This is a genomic window from Ruegeria sp. SCP10 (assembly GCF_040329495.1).
Lineage (GTDB): Bacteria > Pseudomonadota > Alphaproteobacteria > Rhodobacterales > Rhodobacteraceae > Ruegeria.
The window spans coordinates 1-14,484 of sequence record NZ_JBDZYF010000011.1; the positions used below are offsets into that span (position 1 = coordinate 1).

Consider the following 14,484-nt stretch of genomic DNA (forward strand, 5'->3'; position numbering starts at 1 on the left):
GATGCAGCCGAGCGCTGACAGGTTACAGCGGCAGGTACAATTATCCACGCCTGAGTCGTAAATCACAGCTACAGCAGACACTTTAGGATCCGAAACCGGGAGTGCTAAACGGTGAACTACAGGAAGTTCCTAGAAATGCATTGATACATACAACAGAAGTCTGCTTATTGTCCCAGAACCGATCCTTCTCATTCCGATTTGGGAATCAACCGATTTCGTTCACTGCAGACCCAAACGCCAACGACGTGCAACTTTCACTACCTTGCTGATTGCTGTCCATTGTACACTGTTCAGTCAATCGAAACAGATCTGCTCAAGGACTTTGATGTTGCTTTAGTACCGCAGATCCTAGGGGGAGTGGTTGCTTGTAAAGCACTCAATTAATGCGTTAACTAGGTTTCGATTAGGCGAACAATCTGAAAGCAAGCAGATGGGAATCCCATCGGGAATCTTGCAGCACGTGAAACAATTTGAATTCCGATGCTTGTCTAAACCTAACACAGAAATGAAGAACTCCGTACACCGGCAGTCAGCCGATGTTGAATTTCTCAAGTTTGGGCATCACTCTCACGGTTCGCAGTCAAAATTGCTTTGACCAAGTCTTCTGGCACCGGCGCATCGAGAGTTTCTTTGTCGACTTGCAACGCTCGACTTGCTTCCAGGGCTCGCCGATAGGCTGCCATGTATGTTTTGCACGATCCGCAGGCGGCAATATGAACATTAAACAGGATGCGCTGTTTGGAGGAGAGTTCGCCGTCGAAATAGGCCTGCAGAAACTCTTCAAATTCGGCACATGTGATCATGCCCGGGAGCTTAAACATCACTCCACGTATCCTGCGTTTCGCAGCCTCAAGTTTAATGCTCATAACTCACCTCGCCGCATCATCGGCTCCAACAGCTTTTTTAGTGCTGAGCGGGCACGATGAAGCCTAACTTTTACGTTAGCCTGACTAATTTCAAGAGTTTTTGCGACTTCCGCTGTGTTCAAGTCTTCGATGTCGCGCAAGACGAGGACGACCCGGTAGTCTAGAGGTAATTCATTGATTTTTGCATTCACAAGTTCGCTAACCTGCCGAGAATAGACGGCACCCTCTGCCGTCTGGACTACCCTGTAGGGATCTTCAATCCGACATCCGTTTTCGTCGAACTCGGGCAGCAGAGTTTCAATAGACCCCTCTTTCCGACTGTCTCGTTTGCGCAAGATCATCAACGCATCGTTGACTACGCATTTGTACATCCAGGTTTTGAGGCTCGACCGTTCTTCAAAGGTGTGCAGTTTTTTATGTATCTTTGCGAATGTCGTCTGCACGGCATCCTCTGCAAGGGATTTGTCGTTCAGGATACGCTGAGCAACGCCGAGCATCCAAACTACATTCTGGCGCACTATGTCCTCGAACGACAAATGGTGGGCTAAATGCGCACTGTCTTCTGACGTCTCCTGGTACTCGGAAGCCGAATGCAAATCCGTCATTTATCGTTGAACCTTCGATTACTACTTCTCTGGATACCGATTAGGTGTAAGTTAATAGAAAACGCACGAGTTTTGTAATGTTGGTTCTGGAAGCGGCCTATGAAGCGACATCTTGCGCATGAGCTTTACCATAGCGCAGCTGTCACGTATTTGCCAGCTAAGCTATCCTTGCATCCCATTGAGTGGACCGCAGCATCGACCCTTGCGATTGATCACCTAACTTCAGTTCAAGTTTCTGATAGCCCCACACATTTGGATTTGTGTGAAACAAATGTGTAACCTTTCGGTCGGTTCCTCCATCTAAGCGTTAACAAGCGTCAAAAATTCTTAACACGCTCAGCTTCGAGGAGAACAACTATGGGGCACAATAGTTTTAGCGCGGCATGCCTTGTATTCGCCGAGGTGATTGCAGTCCTTTCCGGATCGGAACTATCCGCGCATCCTGCGGATCATCACCTCCAAGGCACCCGGACAGGCACACTGCAAGAGCTGCTCAGAAATTTTTTGCCATCACCTGCTTACGCTGAAGAGTTTAGCGGCCCGACAAAGCCCAAAGGCATAACTTCCAAAGCGCTTGGCAAAGCCAGCCTGACTGATGAGCTGCCAGGTTTGGAAAACAAAAACTTGAGGGCTCGGTTTTGGACGATGGAACCCGGAGGAATTGTCCCTGTTCACAGCCATGTTGACCGCCCGGCTTTTGTCTACGTTGTTCAAGGCGAAGTGACCGAACACCGCTCTGATAGTGAAGAGCCGCACGTGTATCAGGCAGGTGATCTCTCAACAGAAGATGGTGGCGTTGTTCACTGGTGGGAAAACACTGGCGACATCGAGGTCCACCTCATCGCTTTTGACATGTTCACAAGCAATTGAAACAACCAATTCAAGGAGCGCTCTCCCATGTTCAAAAAGCACAGCTTTTCGACGGCCATCCTGATCGCCACAATAACTATCGCAAGCGTAGCGTACGCAAAAGACAATGTTGAACTGGAAACGATTGATGGATTGACTGGACCGGCTAAACCGGTCGGACTTTCGATAAAGACGCTTAACAGTATTTCACTGTCGAACGAATTTGCGGGTCTACCAGACTCGGCTGACCTCAAATTTCGGATGCGCTACGTTACGCTCAAACCCGGCGGTGTGGTCCTCATTCACAGCCACAAAAGCCGTCCGGCCATCACCTACATCTTGAGTGGATATGCAACCGAGTATCGGTCCGATGAAGAACACCCAATCATTCGTGAGGCTGGTGACGCAACGATGGATGTCGGCGGTATATCACAATGGTGGGCAAACAAATCCGACGAGGAAGTCGTGATGCTGGTCGCCGATGTCATCAACAACAACCAACCAAGCGACCACTAACGCAATCAACTCATCTAAGAAAAAGGTGATAGAATGAAGCGCAATTTATTCCTGATGGTCACCGTTGTTACTGCGGCGACTGCTATCAGTTCGAAAGCTGAGGAATCGGCAATTCAATCGAATTTCCCGCCAATCCTCATGCAAGATGCGCCGCAAGAGGGTGCGCACCCATTGGGTGGCCCCACGTTGCGCTTCATTATGACGGCCAACGGGGCGCTGGCTCACACAGATCGTCGCCTTCAGTATCATGTAAGCGGCGAAGTTCCCAAAACAGACACCAAATACGTCGAAGGACCGGTCGCCGATATATCTGAATTTGGAAACATCCATGGTGCGGTCGCCGCAGGTGCTAAAAGAGGTGGTTTAGACCTTGGTGTTGGCATCGCCAACCAAAACGGCCTCAGTTTTGGCGAACTTTTTGTAGCGGGTTTACCTTTTGGTCTCGAACCAGATGAATATGTATCATACCTCTTCGACGGAGGCGGGCTTGAACTTCAGCAAGAGCTCTATGACAAGCATTTCGACGACAGAGTGCTTGTCATGCCCATTGCAATTACCCCGACCCAAGGTGGTGGTTGGTTCCCGGAAGCCCTGCCCGATCCAGCCGTCGATCCGACTTTAACGCCAAATGCCGCAATGGCAGAACTCTGCATGAAGCCTTGGATAGTCCGATGGCCGGAACCAGGCGCCGGGATCTGGAGATACGCATGTGAAAGCATTGGCCTGGAAGCGGATGAGATTGGCGCGAGCGCCAGATGTAAGCGGCCGGGCACGATTTGCCCGTCGTCCGAAAACCCCGTTGTTTCGGACGTTAATAGACTTACCTTCGGGGGGTTCGTCCCAGGTGTTCCACCACATGTGTTTGTCGAAACCGGAAATGTGGACGCTTATGAGTTAAACCTCCCGTCCACCGAGGTTTTGATGATCCGTCTGGCAACGGAGCAAACAGATCTGGGTAATAACGACGCCGATCTGAGATCCATCATTGAGGCCGCTCCCTATTATTATGGACAAACCTGGCACCAGCCAGTCACTTACATTGAATTACTGATCAACAAGGAGTTTTGGGCGACGCTCTCACCGGCTGAACAGTGGGCCATCCGTATTGCTGCGGAAAGCTCGACCCTGCGAAGCTGGACGGCCGCTCTCGATCGACAGGGCGAAGCAATCGAAACGCTAAAACGCAGCGGCGCCAAAGTTGGTCGCTGGCCGGACGCTCTGCTTGGCGTTCTAAGACGCGCAACGGGTCGCTTTCTCGAAAGGAAAGCACTGAGCCTGCAACGAAATGGTGACCCGGACTATCTGCGCGTGCTTCAGCATATGCGCGTATATCAACATAAACAGCGCATTTTCTCTGATTTCGGAGACATTAACCAGGGCCGCGCGGCTTTGCCAACAACACCAAACTAACACAGCAATTTACGCGCAGTCCCAAATTGCCACCCTGCTCCGGCCAAACGGGTAAAAGTTCTTTCAACGGCCGGATAAAACATACAATCTAAGGATCAATGAAATGAAACGAGTTGTTTCTGCACTCACATCTAACCCTAAGCGGCTTCTTTTTGCGGGTGTCTCTTCGACCATAGTCTTGGCGGTATTCATGGAAGGAATCGCAAGGATTGTTTTGGGCGGACCAATGAAACCAGCCATGCTGATCTGCCAGGCGCTAGGTCTGGACGCTAGCTATCTTTGGCTGGGAGAAATACTACATTATGCATTGGGAATTGTATTCTTCCCGATCGGCTACGTGGTGTTTCGGTCGATCACCAATCTCGGTTCACCGGTTGTTTCTGGTTTCATTTGGGGCGTTATTCTCTGGATTGGCGCTGGGGTAGTAATGTCACCGATGGCAGGCATGCCGCTTTTTTTCGGTGGCGGTAAGATAATGATCGCATCTTTAGTTGCACACATTGCCTATGGGGCCGTACTTGGCGGTGTTTACGGGCGCCAGGGACTTAACAATGCCTAAAGGTAAGCAAAGCCATCGCGTCGTAGTTGTTGGTGCTGGGTTCGCAGGGCTAAGTGCAGTGCAAGCACTGGCTAACGCACCAGTGGAAGTAATACTGATTGATCGGCACAACTACCATCTGTTCCAGCCTTTACTTTATCAGGTGGCAACAGCAGCATTGACGCCTGCCGAAATCGCGGCGCCAATCCGGAAAATTCTTCGTAACCAGAAGAATGTCACGATATTCATGGATGAAGTCTGCGGAGTATCTCCGACTGACAAGTCAGTAACAACTTCGAGCGGTCGCGAGTTTTCCTATGATACGCTGGTTCTGGCGACCGGAGCAAGGCATGGGTATTTTGGAAATAGCGCCTGGGAACAGCATGCGCCTGGATTGAAAACAATTGATGACGCATTCGAACTACGTATGCGAATCTTGTCGGCTTTCGAAAAGGCTGAAGCGGCCGAGACAACAGAAATGCGCCAAGCTCTGCTCACCTTCATTGTTGTAGGGGGCGGGCCGACCGGCGTTGAAATGGCCGGTGCAATAGCGGAGCTTTCGCATTCCATGGCCCGCGATTTCCGAAGAATTGACTCAACCTCCGCAAGAATAATCCTGATTGAGGGGGGTGATAGGGTATTGCCGACATTCCGCAGAAAACTCTCTGAAAGTGCGCGAAAAGCACTCGTTTCATTGGGTGTGGACGTTCGAACAGACGCCCGGGTCACCGATATCGGTGACTGCCGTGTCACAATAGCTGACAAAGATGTTCGCGCAGGTACTGTTATCTGGGCAGCTGGCGTTCAGGCTTCACCCGCCGCGACCTGGCTTGGGGTGGATACCGGTCGATCTGGTCACGTCCAGGTTGGCAAGGACCTTCGAGTAGAGGGATTTGATGATGTTTATGCTATAGGAGATACAGCCGCCCATATTCCAGATGGCGCAGACCAACCTTTGCCCGGCGTGGCACCGGTGGCCAAGCAAATGGGGGCGTATGTTGGGACGCGAATTAGCAAGTATGTTCAAGGTAAGAGCACTGTTAGTAACTTTGAGTACAAGAACTTCGGATCAATGGCGACAATCGGCCGAAATCGGGCAATCGCAGAATTGGGAGCTCTGAGTTTTCGAGGGCTAGTGGGATGGCTCTTGTGGGGTATCGTTCACATTTACTTCCTCGTTGGGTTCCGGAACCGCTTGATTCTAATGTTAAATTGGTTATGGGCATATGTGACTTGGCAACGTGGTGTCCGATTAATAACGGGGGAATCTGCCTACCAACCAAAAAAACATGTAACCAAAATCGACTAGGATTGCAGCTACGCTTCTTGGCGTTTAGTTTGGGCCAGTAGGCATTTGGTCGCGTCTAGTTTTAGTTTTCTGCCCGAGTTGACCCTACTAACATAATGCTGAGTTGTTCATATAAGTCTTCAAACTCAACGCCTACGAATAGCGTGCCCGTTTTTGCCTCTTCTATAGCTAAAGGGAGCACAACATAATACCGCAGTCTATGTGAAGGGACAATTTCCGAACCTGACCTGCACCTTTCGGATCATCTGAGCCACTTTGATTCCACCATGCCTAGCAGAGGCGGAAACAAACGCGTTGAAACCAAACAATGGTTGGATTCGGCGTTAGATAAATTGGTGGTAATGCTCAAGACGTTATTTGAGAATTTCCGACTCACCATCTTGGTTGGGTTCGGGGAACCAAAGCCTGGGCGTTTCAAATCCGGTAGATTTCAGGTCTCAGGCTGGTACCTAGCCCCTAACGCACGTCGCATGATCTTGCCGGTAGACGTTTTTGGAACGTCGACAACAAAGACGACATCGCGCGGGCATTTATAGGCCGCAAGGTGATCCCGGCAGTGCGCGGTAATCGCGTCTTTATCGGGCCCGGCGTTCTGTTTGGGCACAACAAAGGCGATGGCAATCTCACCTTTCACCTCGTCATCCTGCTTACCGACAGCGGCGAGTGCAACATCGGGGTGCATTGCAAGCACCCGCTCGATTTCAGCCGGATAAATATTGAAACCGCCGGAGATGATCATGTCCTTCAGGCGGTCAACGATGAAAACCTTCCCGTCTTCTTCAATCCGTGCTATATCGCCGGTGCGCAGCCAGCCGTTCGGTAAAAGCGTGGCTTTTGTTTGTTCCTCATTTCCAAAGTAACCCATCATGGTGATTGGTCCGCGCAGTTGCAGTTCGCCATCTTCACCCTCGGGCAGAGCCACGTCCGGTGCATCGGGCGAGGCCACCCGTACCTGGCAATAAGGCAGAGCGACACCGATTGAGCCAGGCACCGCTTTCCCGTTCAGGGGGTGCGTGGTGCCGAGACCTGCGATCTCTGTCATGCCCCATAGCTCGACAAGTGGAACGCCAAAAGTCGCTTCGACTTGTTCCATCGTTGCAACCGGCATGGTTTGACCGCCAACATAGCAACGAGTCAGACTGGAGAGATTCGCCTGTGACAGGGCCGAATCGTTGAGCAGAAACATATACATGGTGGGCACGCCGTCGATAACCGTGGCTTCATACGCGGTGATGTCGGCCAGAAAGGTGGTCGGATCAAAGCGGTCGTGCAGGATCAGGGTGCTGCCGTACAACATCATGCTCTGCATCACCACATTGGCATAAACATGAGGGCAAGGTAGGGCGCTAAGTACCGTATCGTGTGGCCCCCGTCCCTGCATTTGTGCTGTCATGGCACCGTTGGTGATCACTGCCTTGTGTGATTGCATCGCCCCTTTTGGATGCCCGGTTGTGCCGGAAGTATAGCAGATCGTCGATAGGCTATCTTCGTCCACCTCAATATCGTGCAGCGCTGGGGAATCACCGCCAATCAGACTGTCAAAACTGGTCAGTGTTTCGGTGCCTTCGCCAATGACCACAGCCAGTTTCACGTCCTCCAGAACCGACGCGGCCGCCTCGGCCTTGTCTTCAGAGACAATGATCGCGCTAGCCCTGCAATCCGATACAACAAACCGAACCTCATCCGGCGTCAGCATGGTGTTGATCGGGTTTATCACAGCCCCGGCCCGAGCGATGGCATAGTAGGAAACGATCCATTGCCAGGAATTCCCTGCATAGAGCGTTACGACGTCGCCCTGATCGACTCCCGCCGCTACCAAACCTGCTGCAACCTTTTCGACCAGATGGTCCAGCTGGTTGAAGGTGAAAGCCTCGCCGTCAAAAACCAGAGCCTGTTTCTCTCCGAATTGCGCGGCAGCCGCCCGCGCGGCTTGTCCGAGATGGGTGATTTGGGTCATTTCTAGCACCTCAAAGGGATTACAGGGTCAGGCGAGCATAGGATCTTGGGGATAGCGCCGCTTTGATCGGCGCCACGTACAGAAATGGGATACAGCAAGCGCGTTCGATGCGTTGGGTTGATATGGTTTACTTCATACGCCATCACTGCCGGACCTAAGACGCTGCCCAAGGATCCTCGTCCTTGGGCCACCACGCGCCAGTGCGCCTCGTGTATGGAACGGTTGTCGCATCCGGTGTCAGCGTGCCGGGGGTTGCGCAGTGGATGATCTCTTCGGCGACGGGCACGAAGCCTGCATAAAAGTGGTTTGAGGATTTCACGACCACGATCTTGCGATCTGCCAACTTGCATCCCAAACGTTCGAAAACCTGCGGGCTAAAGCACTGGGTGCGTGTATCGTTGACGATGATGTCGATCCCGTTGGTTTCCAGCCAAACCGCTTCGCCGAATTCCATCTCGCCACCGCCAAAGGGCTGGGAGAGATCCGTCCCGTGACCACGCACTGTTACATCAAGATCAATGGGATCACCCGAGGCTGGGCCATGTTTGCCTCCCAATCGCACAGGCAGCGTGGCTCCAACGCCAGCGTCGGCACAAAGACGCACGACATTGGGGTCATAAAAGATGGCCATAGCAACACTGCTCAACCCGCGAGCCAGCACCTCGCGCAGAACGAACGTCGAATCCGAAGGCGCGCCACCGCCTGCGTTGTCAGCCATATCCGCCAGAACAACGGGCGCCCCATTGTGTTCGATGGCTTTGGTCAGCCCGTCTGACAAGTTGGGGGTAATCAGCCGGGTCTCGTGCCGCAGATCCCAGAACTTGCGACCCCAACGTGCGGCGGTTTCGGTGGCCTGTTCTGCATCGCCGTCCACAATAGCAATCATCCGTGTGCCAACCTCGGGCACGTCGCCCCAAGGGAAGCCATGCGTTAGCGTCAGGTGCAAAAGGCCCGGCTCCTTGTCTGGCGCCGCAATCATCTCATCTACAAAGTCACGCATTGGGCCCTCGCCTCCGGGATTGGTTGGGTAGAAACCAATCATTCGGCAATCAAACATGGCCATCACGGGTTTGGTGCGTCCTTCGACCATGTCAGCGGCCATGGAAAATAATTCCTCAGCCCGCGGCGTTGCGTCGATATGCGAGTATTCCTTGAAGTTCACAATCAAGTCGCAGGCCGTCATCATGCGATCGGTCATGTGATTGTGCGGGTCCAGCTCCAGTCCGACCACCGCGTCAGGGGCAAGCTCTCGCAACTTTGCCATCAGCTCTCCTTCACAGTCGAGACATTCCTGGCTTGCCATCGCGCCGTGGCATTGGATCAGGATCACATCGACAGGACCCGCCGCCTTGAGATCATTCACGATCATGTCGCGATAGTCCTCCCAGACCGACTGAACCGTCAATCCGGCGGGCTGGGCAAAAGCCGCGATACTTTCGACAACATCCCAGCCTTTCTCTTCGGCCCTGCGCCGCCAGACATGTAGTGCCTCGGTAAAGAGGTTCGGTGCCTTCTTGGAAGCGTCCTTGTCCAGGTTCAGAAAGGTGTCCGCAAACCCCGCACGCGCCGTCGGAATCGGAGAGAACGTGTTTGTCTCTGTTGCCAGCATGGCCATAAATAGTTTCATGTTCGTGTTTCCGTTTCATTGGCTACAAGCCGCTGCGCGAGGTCAGCCGCGAGGTGGATAAGGATCAGGGTGAAGGCAACCGGAATGGCCGCCGTGAACCAGACAAGGGGGATGTCGAGCATCTCTGCGGGGCGGTTCGCAGTTCGATCAAGGAACGATCTTGCGAATCCCCCCCCAGGACCGACAAAGCAAAACCAAAGGACCGGTAGAGCCAGCAGCAAGACACCGGCTGCGCGTATCGCCGCCATTGCGACTCCGATGCTGCCTCCGGTTGCGACTGCACCAGGAAAGAGAGTGGGTTCCGTTTTGCTGTGAAACGCCGCAGTCGCGCCCAGCAGTCCAGCCCAGATCATTGCACGCCGTGCCAGTTCTTCGGTCCAGATCGGAGGCTGGTCAAACACATAGCGTGCAATAACCTGCCATCCTGCGGATGCGACCATCACCAGCAAGGCGATTGCAGCAGCGACGATCGCGATCCGGTTAAGCGTGGCCGAGGCCACCACCAAAGAACTGGCAACCCGCTGCATGATCAACGACCGGTTGCTGCAAGCCAGGCGGCGACTTCTTCCGCGTTCAGCACCCCATCGGTGTAGGTTTTCTTCGAAGCTTCAACGAATTCGTCACGTGCCTCGGGGCTGAGTTGGGTAACGGTGATCCCGGCAGCCTTGAGTTCCTCAAGAATGTTGACGCGGGATGCCAGCCATGCTCGGTTTGCTGCGGTTGCTTTGGCTGCCGCCTCATCTACCGTTGCACGCTCTGTATCAGAAAGGCCTTGATACCAGTCCTCGGAAACAATCGCGGTGCGCACGGATGGATTGACCGATGCATCAGTGAAGTGTCTGATAAAGTCGGTATGCCCGAACATCAGTGGTACAAACGGCGGGTTCAGATAGCCATCGGCCACGCCAGTCTGAAGCGCATTTGGCACCTCGGACCAACTGACCATAGTTCCGGTCGAATTCCATGCTTCATACAGCTTGATTTGCACCTCATCGAGCGCCCTCATACGCAGCGACGACATGTCGTCGAGAGAGACTACGGCCTGTTTGGTGTTAAAGATGCCCGATGCCAGCCCAAGCGCGGGGAAAGCAAGTACGCGAACACCCTGCTGGGTCGTGTCTTCGTTGATTTTTTCAAGCATCCCGCCTTCGATCAGCGCTGCGTCCAGTTCAGCTGCGTTTGCGAACAGGTAAGGCAGGTAGACGCCATAGGTGATATTGGCCAGTTGACCCGCCGATTTGAGGTCTGACATCGAGACTTCTAGCAAGCCCTGCGACACCTGGTCGAGCTTTTCTGCTTCCTCACCCAAAGCACCGCGCTCATACTCGACGGCCTGCATGCCGTTGGCATTGAGGTGTTCGGCAAATGTGTGCGCCCAAACATATGTCCCGGACCCTTCAAGGTCTGCGGGGCTGTCGAGCGCGATTTTCACCTCGGCGGCCACCTGCCCGGAACAGGCGATTGCAAAGCCGATAGCGGCCAGCGTTTGGAATGATTTCATGTCTTTTCTCCCTTTTTGTAGTAGTTTAACCACCAAGGCCCAATGCCCGTGGCAGCATTAGTGAAATTTCAGGGAAGGCAATCAGAACGCCCAAAACGAGAATCTCGACAATCACAAAGGGCAACACGGCGGCGGCCAGCCGCCAGTAGTTTACCTTGGTCACGGTCGAAACAACCAGCAAACACCCGCCCAATGGCGGAGAGACCAGTCCGATGCAGAGATTGAAGCAAATGACGATGCCCAGATGCGTCGGATCCGCACCCTGAGCCAAAGCGACCGGAGCGAGTAGTGGAACGAGGAGTGCGAGAGCCACAGGAATGTCCAGCACCATACCGCCCAGTATGAAGATGACGTTCATCACCAACATGAACTCAAGCGGCCCTAAGCCCAGACTGGTCACGCCCGAGGCAATTGCCTGAGGAACCCTTTCCAATGCCGCGAGGTGGCCGAACGCCGCGACCGCCACGAGGATCATGAAGATTGAACCGGTCAGGATGGCGGTGCGGGTCAGCGCCTCTGAGACATCACCAAGTGAAATGCCTTCGTAGCATCGCCCGGCTGCGTAGGCTGCGACAACTGCAACAGCGGCAGCTTCGGTTGGTGTCATCCATCCCAGCACGATGCCACCCACGATGATCACTGGCAGCGACAGTGCAGGCAAAGCCCGAATGGCCGTCACGGCAACCGGCGGGGTCTCATCAGCGGTAAGGCGGGGGTGATCGCCGATGCGGGCCGCGATGACATTGGTCGCAAACAAAGCGGCAGCAAGCAACAACCCAGGCAGGATTCCGGCAATGAACAATGCCGCCACCGAAGTCTGCATGATTGCCCCATAAAAGATGAGGATGATCGACGGCGGCACGATGGGACCAATCACAGCCGACGCCGCTGTTATCGCGCCGGCATAGGTGGCGGAGTAGCCGCGTTCCTTCATCGCCGGAACCAGTGTGTTCGAAAGGGCAGCAGCATCTGCGATGGCCGACCCAGAGATGCCCGCGAAAAACACGCTGGTCATGATGTTGACATGTCCTAGCCCGCCGCGCAGTCGTCCAACCAGAGCCATTGACAGATCTATGAGCACGCGTGTGACGCCGCCTCTGTTCATCAACTCGCCAGCCAAGATGAAGAGCGGCATCGCCATCAGTGAAAAGACGTCGATCTGGCTGAAGATCTTTTGCGGGAGGATCGCGAGGTATCGGACATTGTCGGTGGCAAAAAACGCAAGAACCGCGGCCCCACCGATCACCCAGGCAAGGGCCGCCCCAGATAACAGGAGCGCTAGTGCTGCAATTGGTACAAACCAAATCATACGGCAGTTCTAAATCGGGCGGGTGCAATTGCGCTTGGCTCCAACCCGGCATCAAGGATGTCTCCAGGTATGTCTCGCCCCAAGGCCAGCGCGGCCGCGGCGCGCCCGGCTGCTGGAGCAGATTGAATCCCGTATCCGCCCTGTCCGGCTAGCCAGAAGAATCCGGGAACAACCGGGTCAAAACCAATCACTGGATTCTTGTCCGGCGCAAAGCTGCGCAGCCCCGCCCATTTGTGTTCGATCCGCTCGATCTTCAAGGTCGTAACACGCTCGATTCGGTCCACACAGATCGCCACATCGATGTCTTCGGGTGCGGCATCGCAGGGCGGTGAAGGTGTTTCATCCGCAGGTGAAATCAACAGCTTGCCACCTTCGGGTTTGACATACCAGTCTTCTTCGACACCCACAGCCATACGTGATGTGGTCAGGTCTATATCGTCCGGCGCTGCCACAATCATCGCTGTCCGCCGTTTGGGGGTGATGTTCGCCGGAGCCACGCCGCATATCCCGGCGAATGTGTCGGCCCAGGCACCGGCCGCGTTGACAACCACCTGAGCACGGACCTCGCCGCTGTGGGTTTCCAGTCGCCAGCCGTCGCCGTCGCGCACCGCTCCTATAACCTCCGCACGGCAGCGCTGGGTTGCGCCGATTGATGTCGCTTGCCTAAGTAGGCCGCGATGCAGCGCATCCACATCGATCGCGTGGCTTTGGTCATCCCACAGAGCAGTGACTAGTGCCTCACGCCGCAACAGCGGGCACAACCGGATGGCCTCATCCGACGATATGCGTGTTGTCATTGTGCCGAGCTCGGCTTCCAAAGCGTCGGCTGTGGCTTCCTGACCGGGTGCAGCTGCGAATATGACGCCCCGAGGGCTGAGCAACGGATGCTTAGAAAATCCTTGCGGTGGGTTTGCAAAGAACTGTTTAGAGGCACATGACAGCGCCCGGATTGGAGGTGGGCCGTATGTCGTCGAGAACAAGGCAGCCGACCGCCCCGTTGTGTGATAGCCGGGCTGAGCCTCCATCTCGAGCAGTGCAACAGAACCATGATGGGCGAGTTCCGCAGCGACGGATGCTCCTGCAATGCCGGCCCCCACGATCGCAAAATCGACTTTCGCTTCCTCACCCATTTCGCACTCCAGCGCACTGATTCTTTTCCGGAGGCTAGCGGATTTTTTCGTATTGGAAAAGACAATTTTCGAATACGAAAAACTCTGGCACCCGCTTTCAATGTGCGCTAGGCTAACGGAATGGAACCTGTAAAATCTGACTCTCCAGATCCGGTTGACGGCCGTTCTCGCATGGGGGATAGATTGCGTGCGCTCCGGCGGGAACGCGGTATGACACTGCAGCAAGTCGCTGATCGGACGGGTATATCAATCGGTACGCTCTCTAAGGTTGAACGCGGGCTTGCATCGCTTGGATATGACCGGTTCGAACGTCTGGCGCAGGGTATGGACGTGGATTTGGCAGCTCTTTTTGCCGAAGGCGCAACGATCGCTCCGGGCGCAGTCGCCGCCGCACGGCAAGGCGAGGTCACACCGCATTCAACCGAGAACTACGATCTCGGCTTCCTGTTTTCCGAGGTCTGGGGCAAGACCATGACGCCTGTTATCGCTGTGCACCGAGCTGATCGTTCGATGAACCTCGATAGCTGGATGCGCCACCCGGGCCAGGAATTTGCCTATGTGATAGAGGGGGTGCTGGAACTTCTCTTTGAAAACCGGCCGCCCTTGCGGCTGTGCGCAGGTGATAGCGCTTATTTCGACAGTTCCAATGGACATCTGTATACCTGCGGTGCGGGTGAGCAGGTGACGGTGTTGGTTGTATGTTCGACACCGCAGGAAACTCTCATTGACCATCTTGGGAAGCGCGGATCAAATTAAAGACGCCAAATGTAGTCGGTACTTGGGTGTAAATTAGCAAGTTTACAAATGTACCAAGATATTCCTCGGCATGATCTGCTTCGGCGTATTCCGTTGAACAACCCTGGATTG

At 54.2% G+C, this 14,484-nt stretch carries 14 protein-coding genes; 6 read left to right on the forward strand and 8 right to left on the reverse strand.

Translation table 11 applies throughout. From position 1 onward, the window contains the following. Positions 1-548: 548 nt before the first annotated feature. A complete protein-coding gene (locus ABLN87_RS17980; RefSeq protein ID WP_353012873.1) occupies positions 549-866 on the reverse strand; it encodes an anti-sigma factor family protein in 318 nt (105 codons plus the stop codon). Further along, complete coding sequence (locus tag ABLN87_RS17985) at positions 863-1,471, reverse strand: RNA polymerase sigma factor (protein ID WP_353012875.1); 609 nt, start codon at positions 1,469-1,471, stop codon at positions 863-865. The genes ABLN87_RS17980 and ABLN87_RS17985 overlap by 4 nt, the downstream gene beginning before the upstream one ends. Positions 1,472-1,828: 357 nt before the next feature. Here ABLN87_RS17985 and ABLN87_RS17990 point away from each other — a divergent pair, with 357 nt between their 5' ends. The 5 genes from ABLN87_RS17990 to ABLN87_RS18010 all read left to right on the forward strand — a co-directional run bounded on the left by ABLN87_RS17990 (position 1,829) and on the right by ABLN87_RS18010 (position 6,093). Next, positions 1,829-2,341, forward strand: coding sequence for a cupin domain-containing protein (locus tag ABLN87_RS17990; RefSeq protein ID WP_353012878.1), 513 nt, complete (start codon positions 1,829-1,831; stop codon positions 2,339-2,341). A 27-nt stretch (positions 2,342-2,368) separates the two neighbouring features. Then, a complete protein-coding gene (locus tag ABLN87_RS17995; RefSeq protein WP_353012880.1) occupies positions 2,369-2,836 on the forward strand; it encodes a cupin domain-containing protein in 468 nt (155 codons plus the stop codon). A gap of 33 nt (positions 2,837-2,869) precedes the next feature. Next, positions 2,870-4,246: a hypothetical protein gene (locus ABLN87_RS18000; RefSeq protein WP_353012882.1), complete on the forward strand. Its 1,377-nt coding sequence runs from the start codon at positions 2,870-2,872 to the stop codon at positions 4,244-4,246. A gap of 103 nt (positions 4,247-4,349) precedes the next feature. Then, positions 4,350-4,805 (forward strand): DUF6789 family protein, encoded by a 456-nt coding sequence (locus tag ABLN87_RS18005; RefSeq protein ID WP_353012885.1) that lies wholly within the window; start codon positions 4,350-4,352, stop codon positions 4,803-4,805. After that, positions 4,798-6,093 carry an NAD(P)/FAD-dependent oxidoreductase gene (locus ABLN87_RS18010; RefSeq protein WP_353012888.1) on the forward strand — a complete coding sequence of 432 codons (1,296 nt, stop codon included), beginning with the start codon at positions 4,798-4,800 and terminating at the stop codon, positions 6,091-6,093. The genes ABLN87_RS18005 and ABLN87_RS18010 overlap by 8 nt, the downstream gene beginning before the upstream one ends. A gap of 430 nt (positions 6,094-6,523) precedes the next feature. Here ABLN87_RS18010 and ABLN87_RS18015 read toward each other — a convergent pair whose 3' ends face one another. The 6 genes from ABLN87_RS18015 to ABLN87_RS18040 form a co-directional block, all read right to left on the reverse strand. Continuing rightward, positions 6,524-8,050, reverse strand: coding sequence for a class I adenylate-forming enzyme family protein (locus tag ABLN87_RS18015; protein ID WP_353012891.1), 1,527 nt, complete (start codon positions 8,048-8,050; stop codon positions 6,524-6,526). A 154-nt stretch (positions 8,051-8,204) separates the two neighbouring features. After that, on the reverse strand, positions 8,205-9,677 hold the full coding sequence (locus tag ABLN87_RS18020) for a M81 family metallopeptidase (protein ID WP_353012893.1): 1,473 nt from the start codon (positions 9,675-9,677) through the stop codon (positions 8,205-8,207). Beyond that, positions 9,674-10,204, reverse strand: coding sequence for a TRAP transporter small permease (locus tag ABLN87_RS18025; RefSeq protein WP_353012896.1), 531 nt, complete (start codon positions 10,202-10,204; stop codon positions 9,674-9,676). Before ABLN87_RS18025 ends, ABLN87_RS18020 begins: the two co-directional genes overlap by 4 nt. Positions 10,205-10,206: 2 nt before the next feature. Beyond that, positions 10,207-11,178 (reverse strand): TRAP transporter substrate-binding protein, encoded by a 972-nt coding sequence (locus ABLN87_RS18030; protein ID WP_353012898.1) that lies wholly within the window; start codon positions 11,176-11,178, stop codon positions 10,207-10,209. Between the two features lie 25 nt (positions 11,179-11,203). Next, a complete protein-coding gene (locus tag ABLN87_RS18035; RefSeq protein ID WP_353012901.1) occupies positions 11,204-12,487 on the reverse strand; it encodes a TRAP transporter large permease in 1,284 nt (427 codons plus the stop codon). Continuing rightward, entirely contained in the window at positions 12,484-13,617 is a 1,134-nt protein-coding gene (locus ABLN87_RS18040) for an NAD(P)/FAD-dependent oxidoreductase (protein WP_353012903.1), read from the reverse strand. The genes ABLN87_RS18035 and ABLN87_RS18040 overlap by 4 nt, the downstream gene beginning before the upstream one ends. A 171-nt stretch (positions 13,618-13,788) precedes the next feature. On the opposite strand from ABLN87_RS18040, the gene ABLN87_RS18045 reads away from it, so the two are divergent. Further along, positions 13,789-14,373, forward strand: a complete 585-nt coding sequence (locus tag ABLN87_RS18045) for a helix-turn-helix domain-containing protein (protein WP_353012906.1) — start codon at positions 13,789-13,791, stop codon at positions 14,371-14,373. The last annotated feature ends 111 nt before the right edge of the window (positions 14,374-14,484 follow it).